This window comes from Mycobacterium uberis (assembly GCF_003408705.1).
Classification (GTDB): domain Bacteria; phylum Actinomycetota; class Actinomycetes; order Mycobacteriales; family Mycobacteriaceae; genus Mycobacterium; species Mycobacterium uberis.
Map to the genome: position 1 here is coordinate 226,395 of NZ_QAYL01000001.1, position 26,530 is coordinate 252,924.

Annotated in this window: 19 protein-coding genes and 2 tRNA genes; 10 read left to right on the forward strand and 11 right to left on the reverse strand. The window is 50.7% G+C overall.

Features of this window, described 5'->3' with window-relative positions; translation table 11 throughout:
- Positions 1 to 77 precede the first annotated feature (77 nt).
- The 6 genes from MUBE_RS00985 to pknB are packed head-to-tail and all read left to right on the forward strand — an operon-like array spanning position 78 to position 8,136.
- Positions 78 to 545, forward strand: a complete 468-nt coding sequence (locus MUBE_RS00985; protein ID WP_054879035.1) for an FHA domain-containing protein FhaB/FipA — start codon at positions 78 to 80, stop codon at positions 543 to 545.
- Positions 542 to 2,071 (forward strand): PP2C family protein-serine/threonine phosphatase, encoded by a 1,530-nt coding sequence (locus MUBE_RS00990; RefSeq protein ID WP_116539123.1) that lies wholly within the window; start codon positions 542 to 544, stop codon positions 2,069 to 2,071. The genes MUBE_RS00985 and MUBE_RS00990 overlap by 4 nt, the downstream gene beginning before the upstream one ends.
- Entirely contained in the window at positions 2,068 to 3,477 is a 1,410-nt protein-coding gene (locus MUBE_RS00995; protein ID WP_116539124.1) for an FtsW/RodA/SpoVE family cell cycle protein, read from the forward strand. The genes MUBE_RS00990 and MUBE_RS00995 overlap by 4 nt, the downstream gene beginning before the upstream one ends.
- A complete protein-coding gene (gene pbpA, locus MUBE_RS01000; protein ID WP_116539125.1) occupies positions 3,474 to 4,952 on the forward strand; it encodes a D,D-transpeptidase PbpA in 1,479 nt (492 codons plus the stop codon). Before MUBE_RS00995 ends, pbpA begins: the two co-directional genes overlap by 4 nt.
- Positions 4,949 to 6,271: a serine/threonine-protein kinase gene (locus MUBE_RS01005; RefSeq protein WP_116539126.1), complete on the forward strand. Its 1,323-nt coding sequence runs from the start codon at positions 4,949 to 4,951 to the stop codon at positions 6,269 to 6,271. The genes pbpA and MUBE_RS01005 overlap by 4 nt, the downstream gene beginning before the upstream one ends.
- Entirely contained in the window at positions 6,268 to 8,136 is a 1,869-nt protein-coding gene (gene pknB / locus MUBE_RS01010) for a Stk1 family PASTA domain-containing Ser/Thr kinase (RefSeq protein WP_116539127.1), read from the forward strand. Before MUBE_RS01005 ends, pknB begins: the two co-directional genes overlap by 4 nt.
- Here pknB and MUBE_RS01015 read toward each other — a convergent pair.
- Positions 8,114 to 8,812, reverse strand: coding sequence for an aminodeoxychorismate/anthranilate synthase component II (locus MUBE_RS01015; protein ID WP_116539128.1), 699 nt, complete (start codon positions 8,810 to 8,812; stop codon positions 8,114 to 8,116). The two genes, pknB and MUBE_RS01015, sit on opposite strands and share 23 nt — an antisense overlap.
- Before the next feature lie 38 nt (positions 8,813 to 8,850).
- Complete coding sequence (locus MUBE_RS01020; RefSeq protein WP_116539129.1) at positions 8,851 to 9,594, reverse strand: DUF881 domain-containing protein; 744 nt, start codon at positions 9,592 to 9,594, stop codon at positions 8,851 to 8,853.
- A 158-nt stretch (positions 9,595 to 9,752) separates the two neighbouring features.
- Between MUBE_RS01020 and crgA the strand changes: the two genes are divergently transcribed.
- From crgA to cwsA, 3 genes are all read left to right on the forward strand, one after another.
- Positions 9,753 to 10,034 carry a cell division protein CrgA gene (gene crgA / locus MUBE_RS01025; protein WP_116539130.1) on the forward strand — a complete coding sequence of 94 codons (282 nt, stop codon included), beginning with the start codon at positions 9,753 to 9,755 and terminating at the stop codon, positions 10,032 to 10,034.
- A gap of 154 nt (positions 10,035 to 10,188) precedes the next feature.
- A complete protein-coding gene (locus MUBE_RS01030) occupies positions 10,189 to 10,614 on the forward strand; it encodes a PH domain-containing protein (RefSeq protein ID WP_116539131.1) in 426 nt (141 codons plus the stop codon).
- A 711-nt stretch (positions 10,615 to 11,325) separates the two neighbouring features.
- Positions 11,326 to 11,754 carry a cell wall synthesis protein CwsA gene (gene cwsA / locus MUBE_RS01040; protein ID WP_116539132.1) on the forward strand — a complete coding sequence of 143 codons (429 nt, stop codon included), beginning with the start codon at positions 11,326 to 11,328 and terminating at the stop codon, positions 11,752 to 11,754.
- A 1,569-nt stretch (positions 11,755 to 13,323) separates the two neighbouring features.
- Here cwsA and MUBE_RS01045 read toward each other — a convergent pair.
- The 9 genes from MUBE_RS01045 to dnaA form a co-directional block, all read right to left on the reverse strand.
- Positions 13,324 to 13,396, reverse strand: a tRNA-Ala gene (locus MUBE_RS01045).
- A gap of 139 nt (positions 13,397 to 13,535) precedes the next feature.
- A tRNA-Ile gene (locus MUBE_RS01050) sits at positions 13,536 to 13,609 on the reverse strand.
- 84 nt (positions 13,610 to 13,693) lie between these two features.
- Complete coding sequence (locus MUBE_RS01055) at positions 13,694 to 14,605, reverse strand: DUF3566 domain-containing protein (RefSeq protein ID WP_116539133.1); 912 nt, start codon at positions 14,603 to 14,605, stop codon at positions 13,694 to 13,696.
- A 102-nt stretch (positions 14,606 to 14,707) separates the two neighbouring features.
- Complete coding sequence (gene gyrA / locus MUBE_RS01060) at positions 14,708 to 18,481, reverse strand: intein-containing DNA gyrase subunit A (protein WP_116539134.1); 3,774 nt, start codon at positions 18,479 to 18,481, stop codon at positions 14,708 to 14,710.
- A gap of 42 nt (positions 18,482 to 18,523) precedes the next feature.
- Positions 18,524 to 20,554: a DNA topoisomerase (ATP-hydrolyzing) subunit B gene (gene gyrB, locus MUBE_RS01065; protein WP_116539294.1), complete on the reverse strand. Its 2,031-nt coding sequence runs from the start codon at positions 20,552 to 20,554 to the stop codon at positions 18,524 to 18,526.
- 225 nt (positions 20,555 to 20,779) lie between these two features.
- Positions 20,780 to 21,343 carry a DUF721 family protein gene (locus MUBE_RS01070; RefSeq protein ID WP_116539135.1) on the reverse strand — a complete coding sequence of 188 codons (564 nt, stop codon included), beginning with the start codon at positions 21,341 to 21,343 and terminating at the stop codon, positions 20,780 to 20,782.
- The gene (gene recF / locus MUBE_RS01075; protein ID WP_116539136.1) at positions 21,340 to 22,497 is read right to left on the reverse strand and encodes a DNA replication/repair protein RecF; all 1,158 of its coding nucleotides are present in this window, start codon (positions 22,495 to 22,497) and stop codon (positions 21,340 to 21,342) included. Before recF ends, MUBE_RS01070 begins: the two co-directional genes overlap by 4 nt.
- A complete protein-coding gene (gene dnaN, locus MUBE_RS01080) occupies positions 22,498 to 23,697 on the reverse strand; it encodes a DNA polymerase III subunit beta (protein ID WP_116539137.1) in 1,200 nt (399 codons plus the stop codon). It abuts the gene before it with no gap.
- Positions 23,698 to 24,224: 527 nt separating this feature from the next.
- Entirely contained in the window at positions 24,225 to 25,754 is a 1,530-nt protein-coding gene (dnaA, locus tag MUBE_RS01085) for a chromosomal replication initiator protein DnaA (RefSeq protein WP_116539138.1), read from the reverse strand.
- A 612-nt stretch (positions 25,755 to 26,366) separates the two neighbouring features.
- On the opposite strand from dnaA, the gene rpmH reads away from it, so the two are divergent.
- A complete protein-coding gene (rpmH, locus tag MUBE_RS01090) occupies positions 26,367 to 26,510 on the forward strand; it encodes a 50S ribosomal protein L34 (RefSeq protein ID WP_082082461.1) in 144 nt (47 codons plus the stop codon).
- Positions 26,511 to 26,530: the final 20 nt, after the last annotated feature.

The window sequence follows — 26,530 nt, forward strand, 5'->3', positions numbered from 1 at the left end:
CGCCCAAGTATCGTGACGTTGCTGTGTGCTCGGTTCACAGGTGCGTGAGTACAGCACCAGGACGGAAAGGACGCCGGATGCAGGGACTAGTACTGCAACTGACGCGTGCCGGATTTTTAATGTTGCTATGGGTATTCATCTGGTCAGTCCTGCGGATCTTGAAAACTGATATCTACGCACCGACCGGTGCTGTCATGGTACGGCGTGGCTTGGCGTTGCGCGGCACGCTGTTGCCGTCGCGCCAGCGCCGGCACGCTGCGCGCTACCTGGTGGTGACTGAAGGGTCGCTGACCGGTGCTCGCATTACCCTCAGCGGACAGCCAGTGCTGATCGGCCGTGCTGATGACTCTACCCTGGTACTGACAGACGACTATGCGTCAACCCGGCATGCCCGACTGTCTCAGCGCGGTTCGGAATGGTACGTAGAAGATCTAGGATCGACCAACGGTACATACCTCGACAGGGCGAAGGTGACAACTGCGGTACGAGTTCCACTAGGAACACCGGTTCGAATTGGCAAAACGGCAATCGAGTTGCGCCCGTGACCCTGGTCCTCCGATATGCGGCCCGCAGCGATCGCGGCTTGGTACGCGCCAATAACGAAGACTCAGTTTACGCCGGCGCACGCCTACTCGCCCTCGCCGACGGCATGGGTGGTCATGCAGCTGGTGAGGTGGCGTCCCAATTAGTGATTGCCGCGCTGGCTCATCTCGATGACGACGAGCCTGGGGGTGATCTGCTCGGCAAGCTCGAGGCCGCGGTGCGTGCTGGCAATTCGGCAATCGCCGCACAAGTCGAGATGGAACCCGATCTCGAGGGCATGGGAACCACACTTACCGCAATCCTGTTCGCGGGCAACCGACTTGGTCTGGTGCACGTCGGTGATTCGCGCGGCTATCTACTGCGTGACGGCGAGCTGACCCAGATCACCAAGGACGACACCTTTGTCCAAACCTTGGTCGACGAAGGTCGGATCACTGCGGAAGAAGCGCACAGCCACCCACAACGCTCATTGATTATGCGGGCGTTGACCGGCCACGAAGTCGATCCCACTCTAACCATGCGAGAAGCCCGCGTTGGTGATCGTTACCTGCTCTGCTCGGACGGATTATCCGATCCAGTGAGTGACGAGACTATCCTCGAGGCTCTGCAGATCTCCGATGTCGCCGAGAGCGCCTATCGCCTCATCGAATTGGCGTTGCGCGGTGGTGGCCCCGACAATGTGACAGTCGTAGTTGCTGACGTCGTCGACTACGACTATGGTCAGACTCAGCCTATTCTCGCCGGTGCGGTGTCAGGCGAAGATGACCAGCAGGTGATCTTGCCCAATACCGCCGCGGGCCGCGCCTCAGCCATTGGCTCATGCAAAGAGATCACCAAGCATGTTGCTCCACGAGTCGATGCAATAACGCGACCACGGTGGTCTCAACGGCAAACGGGCATCACAATCATGCTGATAGTTCTGCTCGTACTCGCCGGCGTGGTTATCGGGCGAAGGGTCATCCGGAACAACTACTACGTCGCCGAATATAGTGGCAAGGTGTCCATCGTGCGGGGCATTCAAGAGTCTCTGCTCGGAATCTCTTTACACGAGCCCTATTTAGTGGGTTGTCTGAACACCCGCAACGAGCTATCCCTGATTAGTTACAGCCAATCCGGCGGTCATCTCGATTGCCAGATAATGACTCTGCGAGATCTGCGTCCCTCCGGACAGGCTCAGGTTCAAACTGGACTACCAGGAGGCAACCTGGATCAGGCCGAATCTCAGCTACGAAAATTGTTGGCCGACTCTCTATTACCTACCTGTCCACTACCTCGTGTGACATCGCCATCGGGGCCCTCGACCACGCCCACCATTAGCGGGACACTTCAGCCAGGCAACACGGCATCGCCAATGTCCACTGCACCACCTACGACCACCTCTTCCAGGGGCGCCGTACCAGCCAGTACAAGTCCCGTTAGCAGCCCCGCAACTACTACGTCGACAGCGCCGGCGGGCACCTCACAGACGGTGACCGCTCTGCCACCACCCCCACCCCAGCCGGGCATCGACTGCCGGGCGGTGGTATGACAACGCAGCTCCAGCCGGCGGTCACGATGACGCCTCCGTTGCCCACGCGGCGCAACGCTGAGCTGCTGCTGCTTGGCTTTGCTGCTGTGATCACTGTTATCGCGTTGGCCATCGTGGAAGCCAACCAGGAGAAAAGTCTTCGTTGGGACCTGGCTGGCTACGGGCTGATCTTCTGGTCATTATTTGCATCCGCGCATCTAGTCATTAGGCATTCCGCTCCTTACAGCGACCCGTTACTACTGCCAACAGTGGCTTTGCTCAACGGACTTGGTCTAGTGATGATTCACCGACTTGACCTCGTCGACAACGACGTCACTGGTCACCATCACCTCAGCGCGATCCAACAGATGCTGTGGACCCTCGTCGGGGTAGCCGCATTCGCACTGGTGGTAACCGTATTGAAAGACCATCGCCAGCTCGCACGCTATGGCTACATATCTGGATTAACGGGTTTGGTTTTCTTAGCGACTCCCACACTGCTACCAGCACAGCTGTCCGAGCAGAACGGTGCCAAGATCTGGATCCGCTTTCCGGGATTTTCGATTCAGCCCGCCGAATTTTCGAAAATTCTGCTGCTGATATTTTTCGCAGCAGTACTAGTCGCTAAACATAGCCTATTCACCACCGTCGGCAAACACTTAATGGGTATGACTCTGCCTCGCCCACGAGACCTCGCACCGTTACTGGCGGCCTGGGTGATCTCTGTGGGTGTGATGGCCTTCGAAAAAGACCTTGGCACTTCGCTACTGCTCTACGTATCGTTTTTAGTAATAGTGTACCTTGCCACCCAGCGTCTCAGTTGGGTCATCATCGGTCTGATGTTGTTCGCCGCGGGAAGCATTGTGGCGTACTTCATTTTCGAATATGTTCGGGTTCGCGTGCAGGTGTGGTGGGATCCTTTCGCCAATCCCGATAGCAGCGGCTATCAGATCGTGCAGTCGCTTTTCAGTTTCGCTACCGGTGGTATCTTCGGCACCGGCCTAGGCAACGGTCAACCTGACACCGTACCTGCGGCCTCGACTGATTTCATTATCGCCGCATTCGGTGAAGAGCTTGGATTAGTTGGCCTAGTTGCTCTTCTCATGCTTTACACGATCACCATCGTCCGCGGCCTGCGTACGGCGATTGCCACACGCGACAGCTTCGGCAAACTGTTGGCCGCAGGCCTGGCATCGACGCTGGCTATCCAACTTTTCATCGTTGTCGGCGGCGTGACCGCACTCATTCCGTTGACCGGTTTGACCACACCATGGATATCCTACGGTGGGTCGTCACTGTTGGCGAACTACATACTGCTGGCCATCTTAGTACGCATCTCGCACAGTGCCCGACGTCCGTTACGCAGCCGCACACGCAATACATCCCTGATTGCGGCAGCGGGCACCGAAGTAATCGAAAAGGTATGAACGCCTCTCTCCGCCGAATCTCGGTGACCGTGATGGTGTTGATCGTGCTCCTGATGCTCAACGCCACGATCACGCAGGTATTCAGCGCCGACGGACTGCGTGCCGACCCCCGCAACCAACGGGTTCTACTCGACGAGTATTCACGTCAACGTGGCCAGATCACCGCAAATGGTCAACTACTGGCGTATTCGGTAGCGACCGACAACCGCTTCCGTTTCCTGCGGGTATATCCCAATCCTGGAGTGTACGCGCCAATCACCGGCTTTTATTCTCTGCGGTATTCCAGCACAGGCTTGGAGCGAGCCGCAGACGCGCTGTTGAATGGATCGGACGAGCGGCTATTCGGGCGTCGGTTGGCCGACTTTTTCACCGGTCGTGATCCACGCGGTGGCAATGTCAATACTACGATCAACCCACGTGTCCAGCAAGCTGGATGGGACGCAATGCAGCAGGGTTGCGGTGGACCGCCATGTAATGGAGCTGTGGTAGCCCTAGAACCATCCACCGGCAAGATTCTGGCGATGGTCTCAGCACCGTCGTATGATCCCAATCTGTTGGCGTCCCATAATTTTGAGGAACAAGCGGCAGCCTGGCAACGTCTGCGTGACGCTCTCAACTCACCGTTGGTCAACCGTGCCATCTCCGAGACCTATCCGCCTGGTTCCACATTTAAGGTGATCACCACTGCGGCGGCGCTGCAGGCCGGCACCATCGCGAACGAGCAATTGACCACGGCACCCACAATTCCGCTACCCGGCAGCACGGCCACTTTGGAAAACTACGGCGGCGCTGCCTGCGGCCCTGATCCGACAGTGTCATTGAGCCAGGCTTTCGCCATGTCATGCAACACCGCATTCGTCCAGCTGGGACTGCTCACCGGCGCCGACGCATTGCGGAGTACAGCACATGCCTTCGGCTTGGATACTACCCCCAACGTCATTCCGCTACAGGTCGCCGAATCGACTGTCGGGGTAATCCCGGACGCCGCCGCGTTAGGGATGTCAAGCATCGGCCAAAGGGATGTTGCACTGACGCCACTGCAAAATGCCCAAGTCGCCGCGACCATCGCCAATGCCGGGGTAACGATGCAGCCTTATCTGATTGATAGCCTCAAAGGGCCAAACCTGGCTAACATCTGCACCACTTCCCCATATCAGCAGCGCCGCGCAGTGTCACCACAAGTCGCCGCTAAGCTGACAGAGCTGATGGTCGGCGCCGAGAAAGTCGCACAACAGAAGGGGGCCATTCCTGGGGTGCAGATTGCTTCCAAGACTGGTACTGCAGAGCATGGCACCGACCCGCGTCACACGCCGCCGCACGCGTGGTATATCGCCTTTGCGCCCGCGCAGGCTCCAAAAGTTGCCATCGCAGTGTTGGTGGAGAATGGTGCTGACCGCCTGTCCGCGACAGGAGGTGAGCTCGCTGCACCGATCGGGCGGGCCGTGATCGAGGCCGCACTGCAGGGGGGACCATGAGTCCACGAATTGGTGTGACGTTGTCTGGTAGATACCGCCTGCAACGACTCATCGCCACCGGTGGTATGGGTCAAGTCTGGGAAGCAGTGGACAGGCGGCTGGGCCGGCACGTTGCGGTCAAAGTGCTCAAGGGAGAGTTCTCCTCGGACTCGGAATTCATTGAGCGGTTCCGCGCTGAGGCACGCACCACCGCAATGCTCAACCACCCCGGAATCGCCAGCGTCCATGACTACGGCGAAAGCCAGATGGACGGGGAGGGCCGCACCGCTTACTTGGTGATGGAGCTGGTCAACGGCGAACCGCTGAATTCGGTTCTTAAGCGCACCGGTCGACTGTCGTTGCGGCATGCATTAGACATGCTGGAACAGACTGGTCGTGCCCTGCAAATTGCTCATGCTGCCGGCCTGGTACACCGCGACGTCAAGCCAGGCAACATCCTGATAACCCCCACCGGCCAGGTGAAAATCACCGACTTCGGTATAGCCAAAGCAGTCGACGCCGCGCCGGTAACCCAGACTGGCATGGTGATGGGCACCGCGCAATACATCGCGCCCGAACAAGCCTTAGGTCACGAGGCAACTCCAGCCAGCGATGTCTACTCATTGGGAGTTGTTGGGTACGAAGTGGTTTCGGGCAAGCGACCGTTCATCGGCGACGGTGCCCTGACGGTAGCAATGAAGCATATCAAAGAACCTCCGCCGCCGCTACCAGCAGACCTACCGCCCAATGTGCGAGAACTCATCGAGATCACACTGGTCAAAAATCCCAGTGTACGGTATCGTAGCGGCGGGCCATTCGCCGACGCCGTCGCCGCGGTACGGGCCGGCCGTCGGCCTCCACGACCTAGCCAAGCACCTCCTGCCGGGCGAGCTTACCCGGAGACCATCCCGTCGGGCACACAGGCCAGGTCCGTTGCTGTCGGATCGAGGACTCCAGCTTTTCGCCAATCCCGGCCGTTAACGAGCGGACATCGTCCGCCGCAAGCTCGACGTTCTTTCTCGTCTGGTCAGCGCGCGTTACTCTGGGCCGCTGGGGTGCTTGGAGCACTCGCAATCGTCGTCGCAGTCCTGATCGTGATCAACTCCCGCGCTGAAAACGAGCAGCAGCAACAGCCCGCTCCAACTATTACCAACACCGAGACATCACCAGCCATCAAAACTCCCGGTGGTTCTTCAACTGCTTATCGCGAATATCACGCCAACAGGACGGACCACGGAGAAATAGGTAATTCTGAACTCCCAAGTATGCCATCTAAACTCAGCTTGCTGTTATCACTGACACCCCGCTCGTTGCTGGCCAGACATGAGACGCTAGCATGACCACCCCACCACACTTGTCTGACCGTTACGAACTGGGCGAAGTCCTCGGTTTTGGTGGTATGTCTGAAGTTCACCTGGCCCGCGACGTTCGTTTGCACCGCGATGTCGCGGTCAAAGTATTACGTGCAGATCTAGCCCGCGACCCTAGTTTTTACCTACGCTTCCGACGCGAGGCACAAAACGCCGCGGCCCTGAACCATCCATCTATTGTGGCAATTTACGACACTGGCGAGGCAGAAACGCCCACAGGCCCGCTGCCTTACATCGTCATGGAATATGTTGATGGGGCAACGCTACGTGATATCGTGCAAAATGATGGCCCGATGTTACCTCAGCAGGCTATTGAAATCATTGCTGACGCTTGCCAAGCATTAAACTTTAGCCATCAGAATGGCATCATTCATCGTGACGTCAAGCCGGCTAATATTATGGTCAGCACCACTAATGCGGTCAAGGTAATGGATTTCGGTATCGCACGCGCGATTGCCGACAGCACCAGTGTCACCCACACCGCAGCGGTGATCGGGACCGCCCAATATCTGTCTCCCGAACAGGCCCGAGGTGATTTCGTCGATGCTCGGTCAGATGTCTATTCATTGGGTTGTGTGCTTTACGAAATCCTCACTGGTGAACCGCCTTTCACCGGTGACTCACCGGTTTCGGTGGCCTACCAACATGTCCGCGAAGACCCGATTCCACCGTCGCAGCGGCATGAGGGTATTCCCGTCGACCTCGACGCCGTCGTTCTTAAAGCGCTTGCCAAAAATCCAGAAAACCGCTATCAAACTGCGGCGGAGATGCGCGCTGACTTGATCCGAGTGCACAGCGGTCAGCCACCTGAGGCACCCAAGGTGCTCACTGACGCTGATCGGAGCTCCTTGCTGTCATCCGGGACTGGAAACTTCGGTAGTCCACGTAACGACGCATTATCTCGTCGATCTCTGGATGAAACCAAACGTGGTGGTTCGATTGAGCGTTGGGTTGTCGTGGTTGCTGTGCTGGCGATCCTGACGATCGCCGTCGTCGTTGCCTTCAATACATTCGGTAGTAATACCCGCGACGTCCAGGTGCCCGACGTACGCGGTCAAGTGTCCGCTGATGCCATCGCCACACTGCAAAACCGAGGCTTCAAGACTCGAACCCTGCAAAAACCGGACTCGACAATCCCACCCGATCATGTTATCAGTACCGACCCCAGCGCCAACGCTTCGGTGAGTGCGGGCGACGAAATCACAATTAACGTCTCTACCGGACCTGAGCAACGCGAAGTGCCAGACGTCTCCTTGCTCAATTATGCCGACGCGGTTAAGAAGCTAACTGCCGCCGGATTCAAAAGCTTTAGACAGGCCAATTCACCGTCGACGCCGGAATTGTTGGGCAAGGTCATTGGGACAAACCCGCCAGCTAACCAGACCTCGGCGATCACCAATGTCATTACCATCATCGTCGGCTCTGGGCCAGAAGCTAAACAGATCCCTAACGTCACGGGCCAAACCGTGGAGGTCGCACAGAAAAATCTGAACGTCTACGGCTTCACAAAGTTCAGCCAGGCGTCAGTGGATAGTCCTCGCCCAGCTGGTGAGGTGATTGGTACTAATCCGCCTGAAGGTGCGGCGATTCCGGTGAACTCGGTCATCGAACTGCAGGTGTCCAAGGGCAACCAGTTCGTGATGCCCGACCTGTCCGGCATGTTCTGGTCAGACGCCGAACCACGGTTACGCACATTGGGCTGGACAGGAGTGTTGGACAAAGGTCCCGATGTGGATGCTGGTGGTTCCCAGCACAATCGGGTGGTGTATCAGAGCCCACCGGCCGGTGCCGGAATCAACCAAGACGGGATCATCACGCTGAAATTCGGGCAGTAGTCGTGGCGGCATGTTTTGTAGTCGCCAGTAAATGCGAATGGACCGCGGCGCCAACCTCACTCTCCAGTCGGCGGATCAGAGCGTCGTCGCGTGGCCATCCGCAATACGCCAGCCAGTTGGCCAACATTCGGTGCCCGCCTTCGGTCAGGATCGACTCCGGATGGAACTGGACACCGTGGATCGGCAACTCGGTGTGACGCACTGCCATGATCACACCGCTATGTGTGCGCGCGATAATTTCCAGTACCGGCGGCAGTGACTCCGGCAGGATAGTCAATGAATGATATCTGGCAGCCATGAATGGATCCAGAAGCCCATGCAGCACACCGACATCCATGTGAAATACACTGCTGGTTTTGCCATGCAACAGCTCGGGTGCACGGTCTACAGTGGCGCCGAACGCGACGCCGATAGCTTGATGTCCTAAGCAGACTCCTAGCAATGGGATGTGTGTCGTGGCGCACGTGCGGACTACATTGATAGATGCGCCTGCACGTTCCGGAGTACCCGGACCTGGGCTAAGCAAAACTCCGTCGAAATTTGTGGCGATGGTAAATCCGTCGGATAGTCGGGCGTCGTCGTTGCGCCACACCTCGACGTCTACTCCGAGCTGCCCGAGGTACTGAACCAAGTTGAATACGAAGCTGTCGTAGTTGTCGACGACTAAAATCCGCATCGTGTCAGGCTACCGTCTGATTCAATTTGGGATCCTGTTCAGTGCCCGAATGGGTCCATGGGTTGTGCGAAGTGTGTTCGAACCGGTTCGGAATAACCGACTACCTGCACGTCAAGCTTGATTTCCTCGTGATAACCAAGGCCGAATCGGACCACGTACTGCTTATAGAGGATCACCCGGGGAGCGGCGGCTAAGGCCGCTTGCATAGCTGCGGCATTACCAATCGCGATGATCGTGTAAGGCGGACTATAAGTACGCCCGTTGAGCAGCAAAGTGTTTCCGACGCAGCGTGCTACCGAGGTTGTGATAACGCGTTGATCTTGCATCTGAATCGCTTCCGCGCCGGCACTCCATACAGCGTTCATCACGGCCTGGATGTCCTGCTGGTGCACTACCAAATCATCAGGTGACGCGTCACGTGGGAAATGACCGTTGGCGTCACGCTGCGCGTCCTCAAGGGTGACCACTAGACCAGGTCCGTGCACAGGGTCCATATCCGGTTCCCCGACCAACTCACCCGACTGTCGCAGTACCGTTGCCAACGCGGCATCAGAGAACCGGTTGTGTGTTGTGTCGATCTTGCTGGTCATTGCATCCCGTTCATTGCTTAGATGGCTCACCGACGACTGTGCTGCACGGACCAGATTCACCAGACGCGGGGCATCACTGCGGCGGATCTCGGTGCCGCCAGAAACTCCGTGTGTCGTGGCTAGTAGTAACCCGGCTAACACGTTGACCAAAGGAACACTTAAACACCACGGTGAACAGCGCTTATGAATCATTGGCCCTCCGTTTTTTGATCATGATGTCAGGCGAGTTTGACTCATAGCCAAATTATGCGTCAGAGTTGCCGCCGTTATCGTTGCATTCGTCCCGTTAACTGTGTTGTCTAGGTAATCTCGAACAACTCAAGTATCTACGAGGTAACCCCGAGGTAAAGATGCCTAAATCCAAGATCCGCAAGAAAAACAACTTCACCGTTAACTCAGTTAGTCGCACACCGATCAAAGTAAAAGTCGGACCGTCCAGTGTGTGGTTCGTTACATTGTTCGTCTGTCTGATGCTAACCGGCCTCGTCTGGTTGATGGTGTTTCAGTTGGCCGCGTTAGGAACCCAGGCCCCAATAGCGCTTCACTGGATGGCTCAACTCGGCCCATGGAACTATGCAATCGCGTTTGCATTCATGATCACCGGTTTGCTGCTCACGATGCGTTGGCACTAGCAGAACCTGCGAACGTGACGAATTCGCCTTGCCGTCAATCTTTGACTGAACCAGTAACTTTCTGGTGCCTCAATCACACGCGTGTGATTTATCCCCACTGTTGATAACGCTTGTGGATAACTGCATCAGCAATGGCGGAAGGGTTAAATAGCGCATGCAACAAACAGTATGGGGACCGCGCATGGTGGGAATCGCTAGTTGTGGCGGCGTCGGTGTTATGATGGCTATCACGTGTGTGACATTGGTTACAGATGAACCGGGGCGCGTATTAACCGGGATTGCCGCATTAGGTCTGATTTTGTTTGCGGGCGTGTCGTTGCGTGCGCGCGTGAAGCTGGCGATCACCCCCGACGGTTTAACGATCCGGGGCTGGTTTCGGACGCAGTCGTTCAAGCCAGCCGACATTACAACTATCCGGATTACCGAGTTCCGTCGGTTTGGCCGCAAAGTGCGATTACTCGAAATTGAAACTGCTAACAGTGATCTGGTTATCTTATCCCATTGGGATCTCGGGACCGAACCGCTGGAGGTGCTCGACGCACTCACCGCTGCTGGCTATACTGGCCGGAAAAGACGATAAACGATGCGCAGTGCTCAAAATGGTGATCCACTCGATCACAGTCTAACCGATAGGTCAGTTGTTGCCATCGGTGGCCGTGATCAAAATCATGTTGACAAGCCGTGGCTAGTCAGGATTGGTTGTTTCATCAAAGATCGTGTACCACCAATTCAGGTGGCGAAGTCTCAACAAAGGTGATGAGAAACTAGGAATCGTTGATGTCCGGACTTGCATTGGTCTTCACCAATTTGTCAATCTGGAACTTAAAGTGCAATTCGTTAACGAACTTACAGCTTGGACTTCGACAATCTGTCCAGATCGTATCTCTATGAATCATAAATCCTTAGATCACCTGATGGAAAACAATCCTATCGCAGAACCGTCTGGAAAGACTATCTGGTACAGATTACATTGAGTACCCCTTGATACCCTATATCAGTCCGGCCGAGTTAGTGACAGTCTTGGGCGTGCGGTTTCTAAACAAGGCGACTTTAATATCACAATAATTAGTGTACAGCGCGAAAGTGGCGATCTGAATAGTGTGGTTTGTCACGAAACCACAATGTGCGACTAAGGAATCTCCGCCAGCCCGCTCGTATCTGGTGTCGTTCGTATAGATGTTGGACGATCAAAACATGTTAAGCCTGGTGTACCCGCACTATGCCCGTAGGCATGCTGATAGTGGCAAACTGTGAAATCATACTACTTGCAAGAAACAGGGAAAGGTGGCAAATGAGCGTACAAACGGAAACTCGGTTAACCCCTCGGCAACGACTAACTCGGGGCCTGACTTACTCGGTATTGGGACCAGTGGACGTTACACGGGGCGTTGTTGGACTTGGTATCCGTTCTGCGCGATCGACCGCATCGGTGTTGCGTCGCCATTATCGGCAGAGCGGACCAGCTTCCGAATTTGCTGCTACCCAGGAAACAATCGCTCAGGAGCTGGCGGCCGCGCAGGAAGTAGTCGCAAGCCTGTCGCAGCGCCTGCGACAGGCACGCCGATCACAATGCCGCCACGCAAAGCGTTCGTGGATCATCGCTGGAATCAGCATGGTAGTCCTGGTTGGCGGCGCAATGATTTTTAGCATTTTCCGGCATTCATCGCGACCGGAGCCGTCACCTCGTCCACCCAGTGTTGATGTGCAACCGCGTCCATAAGCGGACTCCTGAAATTTGTGTTGCATAAGGTGAATTACGCCGTAAGTCAACAGTTTGACTATAATCAAATTGTGACCGAGGTACGATCAAGTCATAAACAGTTAAGAACCGGTATAATGAAACTGTGTCTTTATTTTTTATGGCATATATGCAATACTGGTCAGGAATTGCTCGGAGTCTGCTGAACTCAACCAAGAGGTGTGTCACATTCTTTCGTAGGTGAATGGAGTAACGCTGGTAAGCTTGATAACTTTTGGAAGATTGAGAATAAATTTGGATTACCGAGAAAGCTATCCATGATGTTGAAATTGTAATTAAAAGTTCTAGAATTTGCCTAAGTAATCTAACTTTGGTTCTCCACTCGTTAATATATGACCCTACAGAAAAGCCTAATCTACGCGTCGAAGTCATTTATTTTATTGACTCCTAAGAGAAGATCTTTATGTTTGTCTTTTTGTAGCTTTAATCATGATTGTAATTAAAGACAAATATGTCCATGTTCTCTCGGTAACTAGTTGCAACGTTACGATGAGCTGGTCTAAGAAATTGTTTTCGTCTGAAAACAGATAAAGAATCTCAAAATAATAACCAGCTATCACTAGTTTTGGTCAAGAGTGGAACAAACCTAATTTTCTATTCTCTTCGATTTCTTCTCGACACAGATTTTTGATTCCCTAATTTTTTATCCTAGCATTCACTGCATTTCTTATCTATCAGAATAATTTGGAGTAGTGCGATTGCATTTAGGGAAATTTTTTCGGGTTGAACATGTTTCAGAAACCTGTTCTGCGGCGCGTATATAGTTCATGTACATTACGAAGTCGCTGCACTGTGGTTCATTTCTTCGACCATAGTTATCCACAAGTACTTCTTCTAGTTCCTTTGATAACAAGTGTATTATGTACTTCATGTTACAACGCTGACTAAACTAACAGTTCTGAATCAGGAATTTGTTTTACAGCCGAATTCAAAATGCTTACTAAAACATACTGGTTTGATCGTAAGTTTGTACGTTCTCATAATTACAGTTGATTGTGATCAACAACAGTACTAGTATGGGCGCGAATTTTTACAATCTCACCTGATACAAGTATCACAGATCACGAGAAATTAATGAAATTACAAGATATTTTATATTGTGTTGTCGGTAATCGTAACGTACGAGTCTATACTTAATAAAGTTTGTCGCATGTTTGTTGTTGCCTGATGAACTAGACAGCTTTGGTGTTTCTGAATTCGACAAGATATTACGAATATAAAATATCAGTAATAGTCGAAAGTGGTCAGCACTGTATAGCTATTCTTGAAAATAGTGATGTACGACTTCAAAATTATATGAACTGAAAAATTTTATTACGTTTCTGATAATCTATGTTGGAACGAATATCAAAGTGTTATAAAATATAATTATATACAAGTACGAGAACATACCACCAAACTGCTACGGATATCTGTACAGTTCAAAAATAGAAGCATTCAAGATAATTACAAACACCTTTTAACTGTGATCGTGGTCAACCAACGATACCACGACCAGGAGACTAGTGTCCGACTTCCGGCTTTGATTTGTGGAGCCTAGGGGAATCGAACCCCTGACATCTGCCTTGCAAAGGCAGTGCTCTACCAACTGAGCTAAGGCCCCTCCTCATGTTCAGGCATATCAACTGCCGCCACATACCAGACTTCAACATTGTGTCGTGACCACACCACTATTGCTACAATAGCGATCAAGACCAACGACAACGCGAAGCTGACACAACATCCTGACGTGCACATAATTGTGGGCCTAGGAGGACTCGAACCTCCGACCTCTTCGTTATCAGCGAAGTGCTCTAACCACCTGAGCTATAGGCCCCTACTCATATACGATCGACCGATGAGATTACCGCAATGCACGCATCACCTCCAAAAACGGGCATCAGGCCAAAAGCTCTACCGTCTAGTCCAAATCTGCGAGGGTGACTTCGATACCGCCAACCAGATCGGTGATCAGATTGTAGACGAATGTAGCGATAGTTCCCATAGCAGTCATCAACACGATGTTAGCCAGGCCGATCAAGATAGCGCCACCGAAGATGGTACTGCTAGAAACAAGTTCTCCACTGTTGCTGTTGGTGCTGTTGAGTAGATCGCCAACATTACTGTTAAGCTTGACCCATACCCCCATACCTCCGAGCACTAAGTAAAGGAACGCTACTGCGATCATCCATACAAAAAACAACGCGACTGAAAGTAACAAAGACACCTTCAACGTACTCCACGGATCGATCCGTCGAATCTGCATGCTAGCTCGTACCGGACCACGGCTTCGGCGCGATGTTTGTACTTGGGCTTCATTGGTTTTTCGGACTTCGGCGATCACTGAACGGACTGCTCCTGGAACTCCCGAACTACTATCAGACGTAGGTCTGTACATTTTGGACCGGGGAAGTGATCTGGACAAATCGGGTAATTCACTGGTGTAAGTTTCAGCAGGTGTACTCTCGTTGCGTGTCAGAACAGGATCTAATTCCTGTGTCGAGTAATTTTTTTCAGACAGCTTAACACCCATTGGCGGTTCAGCCGTGCCAGTGATAAAGTGATTCAAACGTACTTCTGCGTTCGCTATATGACTAAGCAGTTGCGCATCGGCATATGATTCTGATGTACGATGACTGGAGTGAGAAACTCGGGCGGTTCCGCGCTGCCAAGGTGGTGAGTCATTATGCTCCTGGTCACGATTCGCTTGGAGGTTCCCCTGTGGCTCTGTCGGCGTGAATGTTGCGCGGTGTAAGCCGGTTCGCTTGACTGAACTATCTTTGATCAGATTGTCGTTCTGGTTGAGGGCTTTCCACTCATTTGATGACGTCACTCTGACTCCTTAACATTGCTGCCTTGGCCGCCCGGGCAATGGCAGTAGCATTATGTCTAGTCAGATTAAGCATTGCTATAGCCTCCAAAAAAATTAGATGCTCTATTCCTCAACATTATCACCATCCTCAATATTGTCACCGGTGCTTTCTTCAGCATTGCGCGCAATAGCTAACAATGTGTCACCTTCACCCAAATTCATCAATCGAACACCCTTAGTTTGGCGTCCTGCTTGCCGGACTTGGCGTGCTGTTGTACGAATAACTCCTCCCCCAGAAGTGATCGCGTACAGTTCACTATCTTCATCTACAACGACGGCACCGACCAAACTTCCACGTCGGCGATCGTACATGACAGTAAGGACACCTTTCCCACCACGACCCTGTACTGGATATTCTTCGATCGCGGTGCGTTTGGCATAGCCTCCGGACGTTGCGATAAGCAGGTAGGTATTTGCACGAACCACATTCAACGACAACAACCGATCGTCGGCATTAAACCGCATACCCTGGACACCGGAGGTGGCCCGTCCCATTGGACGCAACGCTTCGTCAGTAGCCGAAAATCTGATAGACTGGCCGTTAGCTGATACCAGTAGCAGGTCATCATCTGCCGCGCACAATACCGCACCGACCAGTTCATCGTTATTTCGCAGATTAATCGCCACGATCCCACCTGAACGGTTGGAATCGAAATCAGTCAATTTGGATTTTTTAACCAAACCGTTGTGCGTGGCGAGTACCAAGTATGGAGCGTCTTCATAACCACGGATCTGAATAATTTGGGCAATGCGCTCCTCGGGTTGGAACGCAAACAAATTAGCCACGTGCTGGCCACGTGCTGTCCGAGAGGCCTCCGGCAACTCGTAGGCTTTAGCTCGGTAAACCCGACCTTGAGTAGTAAAAAATAGGATCCAATCGTGGGTTGAACACACGAAAAAATGTCGGACAATATCGTCTTGTTTTAGTCCGGCGCCTTGAACACCTTTCCCCCCGCGTTTTTGGCTGCGGTAAAGATCAGTCTTAGTGCGTTTGGCATATCCAGTTTCAGTGATAGTGATAACGACATTTTCACAAGCGATTAAATCTTCATCGTTAACATCGCCGTCAGTTGCGATAATTCGGGTACGACGGTTATCGCCGTACTTTTCTGCGATCTCGGTCAATTCGTCGCGTACAATGCCGCGCTGTCGTTCTGGTTTGGCCAAGATGTCTTTCAGGTCAGCGATCTCAGCTTCAATTCTAGCCAGGTCATCGATAATACGTTGACGTTCCAACGCTGCCAGACGTCGAAGCTGCATGTCTAAAATAGCCTGAGCTTGGATGTCATCGATGTCGAGTAATTCAATCAATCCAATCCGGGCGATATCCACAGTTCGTGATGCCCGAATTAACGCAATTACTTCATTCAATGTGTCCAGTGCTTTGACTAATCCACGCAAAACGTGGGCCCGTTCGTTAGCTTTGCGTAGTCGATAAGTCGTACGCCGGATGATGACGTCTAATTGGTGCTCAACATAATAACGGATCATCTGGTCTAACCGCAATGTGCGTGGCACGCCATTGACGATCGATAGCATATTGGCACCAAAGCTAGTTTGCAATTGAGTATGCTTGTAGAGGTTGTTTAACACAACCTTAGCTACCGCATCGCGCTTGATTTCGACGACGATACGCACACCTACTCGATCGCTGCCTTGGTCTTCAACGTTGGAGATACCAATGAGCCGGCCATCGCGGACCTGTTCAGCGATTGAGGTGATAAAATTATCATGGTTGACTTGATATGGCAGTTCAGTGATGACTAACGATGTTCGACCACGCGAATCTTCTTCCACCTCAGCGACTCCACGCATTCGGATGGAACCGCGGCCGGCTTTATAGGCATCGACGATACCTTGAGATCCGACGATCAATCCAGCGGTGGGGAAATCGGGACCCTTGATCCGCTCCATGACGGCAGCTAACGTTGTTTCTTCATCAGCATCGTGGTGTTCCAGACACCAAGATGTAGCATCAACAAGCTCACGTAAATTATGTGGCGGAATATTAGTTGCCATACCGACTGCAATACCGCCAGAACCGTTAGCTAATAGGTTGGGAAACCTACTTGGTAGTACAGTCGGTTCCTGTACTCTGCCGTCATAATTAGGCATGAAATCGACTGTTTCCTCGTCGATTTCGCGTAACATTTCCATCGCTAACGGAGTAAGCCGAGCTTCAGTGTTGTGGCTGATAAATCCGTTAGTTAAAAATGCGTGATCCTCGGTATCTACGCGTAAGCTATACACAGGCTGCACACCAGCGTCAGTTACCGAAGTTACGTGCGCATAGTAAAAGCGGCCATCAGTAAGGTCGGTCACGATGGCATGTACATCAGGATCTACGATGTGCGATAAAATTTCAGTGCTGTTCGTATGCCAGCGCTGGATATGGTTGATACCACGTTGGTTGAACCACTTTTTGTCAACCCAATGATTGCTAACACAATGTTTACGAATAAAATTGGCCAAACCTGGTACATGATCGGTGTCTATACCGGTATGAGGAGGCATGGAATCCAAAATTTTAATGAGTTTAGTTTGCTTAGTACCGCCAAAACCGACTTGGGTAGCAAACATTTCGACTTGGGTACGATTAGTGATGATGATTTCGCACTCACCGTTCGTATGACGGTAACGTTCAGACACAACCCCGAACTCAAGTAACATTTGCTGAACATCAATGCTTAACTGCTTACTACACGTTGAGTAAGAAATCTGAACTGTATCACACGGTAATTTAAAACATGATCCGTCACTTTCAAACAATGCTTGAAGAAAAACTCGTTTAATGGCTGCGGAAGAGTACCACAACCAATCGGGAACCAACTTGTCCGCAAACTGTTGTCCGTACAAGTCATTAGATTCTGTCTTCTTAGATTCAATAATACTATGAATGTCGAACTTGAGTTGTTTCGATCTCGAAGCGTTGGTCCAAGATAATATATGATGCTGACCACACAAAACCACATCATACTCATTAACGATTATGATAAAACAACCATAATCGAGATTATTGAATTCAACATAAAACTCAGATACTAAACTTTCTCTGATAGCAGCTACAAACAATAATGTTTGTATTACGTCGTTCCAATCCACCAAACCGAACTCCACCGGAGGGGTCCGTTGCAAAACGACGTAGTCGTCGGATCGAATTTCCTTAATTAACTTCCACAATAGTGTCGGCACTCCACCGATATTTACTAAACACAGCAAAGGATGATTCGACGTACCGGTAACCTCATAACCTTCAGTGGTACGCACGGTATAAGTTTGATGTTCGCCTGAGTGGAACAGACGTTCAGCCACAACAGGGTTGCCATGTCGATTTAAAACTTTCAACTCAACTGGATTGTCTGAATTGGGTTGAACACCCGCAACTATGTCACTAATCTTCATCGACTTACCAAAAGGCAACCGCACTAACGTATTTCCAGAAACACAATAACGCATAGCCGCTGGCGGGTCGTTACCTGGTGAACCAAAGTTACCCTGTCCATCCACTAACGGATATCGTAACGACCATGGCTGAGCCATTCGTACCAAAGTGTCATAAATGGATGCATCACCGTGCGGATGATAATTGCCCATCGTCTCAGCGACCGATCGTGCTGACTTAGCGTGGCTACGATCTGGACGAAATCCCGAATCGGACATCGCGTACAATACCCTACGATGCACCGGTTTGAGACCATCACGAACTTCAGGCAACGCTCGGCCCACGATCACGCTCATCGCGTAATCAATGTAGCTGCGTTGCATTTCTTGCTGAATGTCGACTGGCTTAATGCGGTTACCAGCTTCATCGCTAAGTGGCAACGTAGTATCAGTCATCTAGTTCCTTGTTTGCATTAGAATTTTTCTGTTTTGGATCGATCAAATATCTAGAAAACGAACATCTTTGGCGTTACGGGTAATAAAGCTACGGCGTGCATCGACATCCTCACCCATTAGGACGGAGAACAGCTCGTCGGCAGCTGCTGCATCATCTAAAGTAACTTGACGTAAGATTCGTACTGACGGGTCCATTGTGGTTTCCCACAACTCTTTAGCATTCATTTCACCTAAACCCTTGTAACGTTGGATTCCATCTTCTTTGTTGATTTTTTTGCCAGCTTTTAATCCAGTATTTAGTAGGCCATCGCGTTCGTGGTCAGAATAGGCAAACTCTGGATCGTTGCGTTGCCATTTTAACTTGTAAAGAGGTGGCTGCGCTAAGAATACGTGTCTATTTTCGATTAACGGTCGCATAAACCGAAATAACAAGGTTAACAATAACGTCGAAATATGCTGACCATCGACGTCAGCGTCGGCCATCAATACAATTTTATGGTATCGCAATTTAGCGATATCGAACTCATCATGAATCCCGGTACCCAATGCCGTAATAATCGCTTGGACTTCAGTGTTCTTCAACACCCGATCAATACGTGCTTTTTCTACGTTAATAATCTTGCCACGCAACGGAAGGATTGCCTGAAACATCGAGTCACGTCCGCTTTTTGCTGAACCTCCAGCCGAATCACCTTCTACTACATAAAGTTCCGATTTTTGCGAATCAGCAGAACGACAATCGGCTAACTTTCCTGGCAACCCACCAAGATCGGTAGCAGTCTTACGACGCACTAATTCTCGTACTTTACGTGCCGCAATTCTAGCTTGCGCAGAAGATATCGCCTTATTAACAACCAATTTAGCATCTGCAGGATTTGCTTCAAACCAATGGCTAAGTTGTTCATTGCAAACCTTCTGCACAAATGACTTAACTTCGGTGTTACCTAGTTTGGTCTTAGTTTGACCTTCGAACTGCGGCTCACTGACTTTAACTGAAATAACTGCTGCTAAGCCTTCCCTGATATCGTCACCTGTTAGGTTAGGGTCTTTGTCTTTAAGTAATTTCTTATCTTTAGCGTACTTGTTCACTACCGAAGTCAAAGCGCTGCGAAAACCTTCTTCATGGGTACCCCCTTCATGGGTGTTAATCGTATTTGCAAAGGTATGTACCGACTCCGAATAACCACCATTCCACTGCATTGCGATTTCGACCTCATGACCAGCGCCTTTACCATCAAAATCAATAATACTTTGTTGAATCGGATTTTTAGTTCTGTTAATATGCTTGACGAAATCTACTAGACCACCGGGGTAGTAAAAAGTTCGGCTTTTGGCTCTATACAGCGAATTTGACTCTGCCGTCTTTTCTTTTGCAGTTTTAGGCACCTCAGCCGTATCGCTAACGACTTCGCCTACAACTATGTCTTGCTTTATTCGCTCGTCAACGAAATTAATCGTCAAACCTTTGTTCAAAAACGCCATCTCTTGAAGCCGACGTGCCACTGTTTCGAAATCATATTCAGTAGTTTCAAAAATATCAGGATCTGCCCAAAACCTGATCGTCGTTCCCGTCTTTTTAGTAACCTCACCCTGTTTGAGAATTCCTGGTACAGCACGATCATAAAATTGTGACCACTCATACCCGTCACGTTTGATATCAACTTCAAGTCGAGTAGACAATGCATTAACCACTGACACGCCTACTCCGTGTAAACCACCACTGACATTATATCCACTATCTTCGCCGCCAAATTTACCACCAGCATGTAATTGGGTCATAACAACATCAACAGTTGGTGCCCCCGTGGCATGCATTGCCACTGGAATACCACGACCATTGTCAGCGACTTCGACACTACCGTCGTCAAGTAAACGCACATCAACTTGCGTGGCATAACCAGCCATAGCTTCATCTATTGAATTGTCTACTACCTCCCATATCAGATGGTGTAAACCTCGCTCACCAGTTGACCCGATGTACATACCGGGACGTTTACGAACGGCCTCCAGCCCTTCTAAAATGGTGATCGATGCAGCACCATACTCCTTTTGGGTTTTCTTTTGAACAACCACGGTCTGTACACTCTCCTTGGGGTTGCATTCGAGTAGTTCAGTCACTACAGCGGCCGCACTCCATCTATCCTACCGTGATCGATTATTAACATCGATTTTCCAAAGATGTCTCTGCCTATCTGGTCGTATTATGTGTTTAACATCTTTATTCATGGAACGTACCTATCCGACATCAGCTATATATATATATCCGTTTCATTTCGACGGCTCTGAGCCGGTACTTAGTTAACCATAAGTATCGCGTGGCCCTCTACCCGCGATATGCCGAGGTCCTTTCCGCCATGACGGTACGACTGGACCAGTAATTTTTAATGCAACTACCACACCTTTACCAACAACTGTTGTGATTTTGGCTAAAAGCTGTGTCTGCATTATCCGTAATTGAGTAGCCCAAGCTGTTGACTCGGCTACTATGCTGAGTACGCCATCGTTAAGTTCGATAGGGGACGCATGATCGGCAATTTGTTTACCCACCACAGATGCCCACTGACCAAATACTGTGCCCTCAGTAACCTGCGCAGACCAACCACGCTTTTTCGTTAGGTCACGCACTATCTTGCCGAAAGGTTGTGGGTCACGAATATCAGGTCCCGACCCCGACCAGCTCCAACGTTGACTTGCAATATGACGCGGAACGGGAGATAATACGCGCCTGTAACCGACGTTTTTTCCCTGTACATGGGCTGCAGCACGAGCTTTTTCAAAAGTATGTTTAACCAAGTCGACGTTTGTTAACGTGTTCGGTGGTTTAGTGTTCATACAGTCTTGCGATTCGTCAAATTTAGTCATGGTTGCACCATTGATACTCGTCCTGAATCACTGTCACGTAAATTGATAGTCACCCGTTTAGCGTCCCAGTCCATGGGAACATCCTCCAATACTGCTGCGGTTGCTAATACTTGTTCTGCCGATTCTGCTACTGTTGCCAATGCTCGACGACGGGCGAAGTCAAGTTCAGTAAACACGTCGTCAAGTAATAACACGGGCTCGCTACCATCGGTACGCAATAACTCATAGGCTGCTAACCGTAGCGCCACCGCCAACGACCATGATTCTCCATGGCTGGCGAAACCCTTAGCAGGTTGGTCACCGAGTCTTAACTCAAGGTCATCGCGATGTGGACCAACCAGACACACACCACGTTCCAACTCTATGCTCCGACACGTCGCTAACGCGGCTAACAGATCAGCTTGTAACAAACTACAGTCACTGTCTCTAATACTTACCATACCTCTGGTTTCTAGGCTAGTGCGGTAACTGATCGATGCAACAGGCGATCCTGGTGCTAACAACTGATATGCTTTTTCTACTTCTGGTGTCAATTGGTTCACTAAATTGATACGCGCAGCCATCAACTTGGCACCATGTTTAGCTAACTGAGCGTCCCACACGTCGAGAGTGTCTAGCGCACTTTGATTATTTCGATACCGTGTTGCCGTGATAGATTTTAATAATGCAGTACGTTGCTGCAGCACTTTATTATAATCAGTACGCACTGTAGCAATCATTGGTCGGTGTACAGTAGCTAAATCATCTAAATAACAACGTCGGCTTGCAGGATTACCATTAACTAACGCCAAATCTTCGGGAGCAAATAACACCGCTCGTAATACTCCAACTACCTCGCGCATACTACGCACTGGTGAACGATTTAATTGTACTCTATTTGCTTTCCCGGCCATAATTTCTAGATCAATTGCGCATTCTCTACCTTCATTTACGACGATCGTTGACACTATGGCCCGGATTGTACCTGTTCTGATTAACGGTACATCAGTCTTCACTCGGTGTGAGCTTAAGGTAGTTGAATACCATAGTGCTTCAATAAGATTCGTCTTACCGTTACCATTAGAACCGACGAAAACTGTCCGTCCTGGACACAGTTCAAGGTTGGTATGAGCCCAAGACCGAAAGTCACGTAGCCCTAAATGTCGGACGTACACTTATCCGGGCAACCGAACTGGCATAAGTAAGTATACATATTCGGTTGATAACGCGGGGAATGGACCGCTTTGTGTTAAATGAATATTATCATTAGATGCTGGACGTAACAATGCGGGTTTACCCGGTGTTGTGAAACCAAATGATACTCGTTCTGAATGTATCGATGTAAGTCCGTCGATTAGATAGCTGGGGTTAAATGCGATAGTAACTGGTTCACCGACAAAATCTACGGCAAGATCTTCTTCGGCTCGGCCTATATCGTCGGCACCGGCGGAAAGGTGCAGCATATCGTTACCAAATTGCATACGCACTTGCGCACCACGATTAGCAACTAACGCCACTAACTTGATAGCTTCGGTTAACTCAGCTACGTTGATGGTGGCTACCGCAGTATGCTCAGTTGGTAATAATTGTCGGAATTTTGGGAACTCAGCGTCAAGAAGTCGAGTGGTGCTGCGTTTTCCGTCACCACTGATACCGAGCAACCCGTCCTTCCCGACACCAATTCCAGAACCTAATGATAAACAAATATCAGAGCCATTTACTCCAGCTTTGGTAACTTCTGCTAATGTTTTGGCCGGCACTAAAACTGCCACGTTGAGATCTGGCAATGATGCCGACCATGTTAGCTCACGGATAGCTAAACGGAATCTATCGGTGGCGGCTAAAATCATCGTGTTATTTGAGATTTCGACCCTAATGCCGGTTAACATTGGTAGTGTGTCGTCGCGGCTGGCAGCAATAGCAACTTGGCCGATTGCTTCGGCGAATAAATCTGACGGTAACGTTCCAGTCTTGTCTGGTAATATAGGTAATGTGGGGTAGTCTTCAACCGCCATCATCGGTAATGAAAACCGAGCATTTCCGCAAGTTAACGCTACCCTATTATTATTCGCATAGAAATCAACCGGTTTATTTGGAAGTGCTCGAGTGATATCTGATAATAGTCTTCCAGATACTAGAACTTTTCCAGGAAAAATGATTTCGGCAGCGATCTGTACTTCGGCAGAGACTTCATAATCAAACCCGGCAATCGTTAAGATGTTACCAGAGCTGGCTAATAGTACGCCGGATAATACTGGTATCGTTGGTCTGGTGGGTAAATTTTTTGCTACCCACGATACTGCGTCGGCGAATGACTCGCGTGCTAAACGAAATTTTAAGCCGTTGAAACCCGTATCGGTCGTGGCTGGGTTCATGGAGTCCCTTCACTTAAGAATCATTGAAATTTAGCGGCTAGCTTCTCCCCGCTAGCGTGGGCCCCCGCAGTGAGCGTCGGTGACACGTAGTGTGTCGTGACGTTCGCAACGACAGTCGAAGAACAACATAGATCTTCGAGCTCCAACTTAAAAGTTAAACAACGGTAGTGACAACTACGGTTGTTGTCGTGTTGGGACATCTTGTACGCCGCAACATCCCCAACATCGTTTTTCAACTGAGAAGAATGTAAAGATTTCAGTATCAGTATTAAGGGGTGTGAATGTTGGGGATAGTGAATCTTGTTGCAGCTAGCAGATTGAGTAGGTGTGGATGTTAGTGTTAATCATTGAGGAGTATGCGATTCACTGCTGTGGATCAACTATGGTGTGTGCACGGAATCAGGATTATTGTATGTTGGTATACCCGGCTTATCCACAGTAGTGTACACATCTTTGGGGATGTGACTGGTGTGACGTTGCGTACAAGAAATTTTTTTCTGGAAGATGTACATGTTATGTATCGAGAGTCAGCGTTTGGACCGTTGTCGGATGCGGGTGGTGAGTTCCTTGACGTGATCGAATACTTCGCGCCGTTCGGCCATCTCGGACAAAATCTTCCGCTGTGCGTACATAACTGTGGTATGGTCACGGCCAAATGTTTGGCCGATCTTGGGCAGTGAGAGGTCGGTGAGTTCACGGCACAGATACATTGCGATTTGACGTGACTGAGCCAGCGCTCGGGTTTTTCCGGGTCCCCGAAGTTCTTCGACGGTGGTGTCGAAGTATTCAGCGGTGACTGCCATGATGGTTGCCGCGCTGATTTGCATCGTGCTGGCGTCTGCAATTAAGTCACGCAGCACGATCTCCGCTAATACCTTGTCGATTGGAGTCTTGTTTAGCGAGGCGAACGCGGTGACCCTGATGAGAGCTCCTTCAAGTTCGCGGATGTTGCGTTCAATGCTGCTAGCGATGAGCTCGAGGACATCGTCAGGCACTGCGAGGCGTTCCATTTGTGCTTTTTTACGCAGGATGGCGATGCGGGTTTCCAGTTCAGGGGGTTGCACGTCGGTAATAAGCCCCCACTCGAACCGAGTTCTTAATCGGTCTTCGAGGGTGGCGAGCTGTTTTGGTGGTCGGTCAGACGAAATAACGATTTGCTTATTGGCGTTATGTAAGGTGTTGAAGGTATGGAAGAATTCTTCTTGGATACCTTCTTTGCCTTCGATAAATTGGATGTCATCGACGAGTAGCACATCGACGTCACGGTAGCTGCGTTTGAACGCAACCTTGCGGTCGTCACGAAGTGAGTTGATGAAGTCGTTGGTGAATTCTTCAGTGGAGACGTATTTGACTCGCATGCTCGGAAACAGCCGCTGTGCGTAGTTGCCAGCGGCGTGTAACAGATGTGTTTTGCCGAGACCTGACTCACCCCAAATGAAGAGGGGGTTGTAAGCTCGGGCTGGTGCTTCTGCGGTTGCTAGCGCTGCGGCATGTGCGAATCGATTCGAGGCGCCGATAACGAATGTTTCGAAGGTGTAACGGCGGTTGAGACTGGCGCCTCCTGCGGCGGTTGATTCAATATGACGTGGACGTTCGGTGGAGTAGGCCGGCCAACTCTGGTGTCTGCTCGCAAGTGGTTCTCCGTAACTTTTATCGGCGTCTGTAGTGTAATCGTCAACTGGAGCGATTTCGGTTGGTGGGATGGATTCCGTACGTGAGATGGAATTGTCGTCAACGTTATCGGCAGAGGGCGGTGCGATGCGGACCCCGAGTTGTATCTGTTGTCCGAGTCGACGGCTGAGTGCGTCGGTGATCGGCGTGCGCAGATGACGTTCAATCTCATTTCGGACAAAGCTGTTAGGTACCGATAAAAGAGCGAATCCTTCGACGATGGTGAGTGGCTGAATAAGGTTTAGCCATGCTCTTTGTTGAGGAGTTAGTGGAGTGACAAGGACGTTGTCGTTGTTGACTCCGTTGTTTTCGTTGGATTCGCCGTTGAGTTCGGAGACAACAGCGTTCCAGACCGCACTGAAGCCTAGACCAGGGTCATCGACCAACGACGTATCTCTCTGGTTCTCGTAATTTCGGGCTTTCCGGGTCGAGGCATAAAAGCAGTCTGCAGCAAAACAACTGTCCACATAATTTACACACAAGTGTGGACATGACGATGGCAAGCGGGTTGTGGTCTATTGCCGGCGGCTCGTGATCTCCGTACCGGAGATAACCCGCGCAGGTTGTTTAGGTAGCTAGTCGATCGGCCATCCTTACTTCGTTGTCGCTAGTCGTCCCGATCTCAAAACGGCGTTGTTTGAAGTTAACAGCTTTCTGTCTGGCTGCCAACCGTTGTGTTGTATTTGAGTCCGGTTCTTGGGGGGTTTGTTGAGGTTACAGCCAAGATTGTGCGGTAGCTCTTTATAGGGTGAGAAATGGCTTACTCAACGTTTGAGTCTGCTCGTTGAGGCAAGTTAGGTTTGACCCGGCGATGGCTCATCAGTACCCTCAAACAGTCGCGGCGAAAGTCGGTGATGTGGTTGTGCAACCCAGGTTTGTGTTCCCGGCGATTGCACAGGCCAGCAGTAAGATTATATAGCGACTGAAATGTGCTTGCGAAGTGCGGGCGGTCGTATGGCATTGCTAGAAGTGATGCCGGACACAACGAGGAGAGTACCGTGGCCAAGGGCAAGCGGACCTTCCAGCCAAATAACCGGCGTCGAGCTCGTGTTCATGGCTTCCGGCTCCGGATGCGTACTCGCGCTGGTCGGTCGATTGTTTCGGATCGGCGTCGTAAGGGTCGCCGTGTGTTAACTGCCTGAGTTTGAACGACAGGTTTTTT

Excerpts from the sequence above, each read along its gene's own strand:
- MUBE_RS00985 (WP_054879035.1), top strand. The coding sequence starts at position 78 with ATGCAGGGACTAGTACTGCAACTGACGCGTGCCGGATTTTTAATGTTG.
- MUBE_RS00995 (WP_116539124.1), top strand. The coding sequence starts at position 2,068 with ATGACAACGCAGCTCCAGCCGGCGGTCACGATGACGCCTCCGTTGCCC.
- pbpA (WP_116539125.1), top strand. The coding sequence starts at position 3,474 with ATGAACGCCTCTCTCCGCCGAATCTCGGTGACCGTGATGGTGTTGATC.
- MUBE_RS01005 (WP_116539126.1), top strand. The coding sequence starts at position 4,949 with ATGAGTCCACGAATTGGTGTGACGTTGTCTGGTAGATACCGCCTGCAA.
- pknB (WP_116539127.1), top strand. The coding sequence starts at position 6,268 with ATGACCACCCCACCACACTTGTCTGACCGTTACGAACTGGGCGAAGTC.
- MUBE_RS01015 (WP_116539128.1), bottom strand. The coding sequence starts at position 8,812 with ATGCGGATTTTAGTCGTCGACAACTACGACAGCTTCGTATTCAACTTG.
- MUBE_RS01020 (WP_116539129.1), bottom strand. The coding sequence starts at position 9,594 with ATGATTCATAAGCGCTGTTCACCGTGGTGTTTAAGTGTTCCTTTGGTC.
- crgA (WP_116539130.1), top strand. The coding sequence starts at position 9,753 with ATGCCTAAATCCAAGATCCGCAAGAAAAACAACTTCACCGTTAACTCA.
- MUBE_RS01030 (WP_116539131.1), top strand. The coding sequence starts at position 10,189 with ATGCAACAAACAGTATGGGGACCGCGCATGGTGGGAATCGCTAGTTGT.
- cwsA (WP_116539132.1), top strand. The coding sequence starts at position 11,326 with ATGAGCGTACAAACGGAAACTCGGTTAACCCCTCGGCAACGACTAACT.
- gyrA (WP_116539134.1), bottom strand. The coding sequence starts at position 18,481 with ATGACTGATACTACGTTGCCACTTAGCGATGAAGCTGGTAACCGCATT.
- MUBE_RS01070 (WP_116539135.1), bottom strand. The coding sequence starts at position 21,343 with ATGACTAAATTTGACGAATCGCAAGACTGTATGAACACTAAACCACCG.
- dnaN (WP_116539137.1), bottom strand. The coding sequence starts at position 23,697 with ATGAACCCAGCCACGACCGATACGGGTTTCAACGGCTTAAAATTTCGT.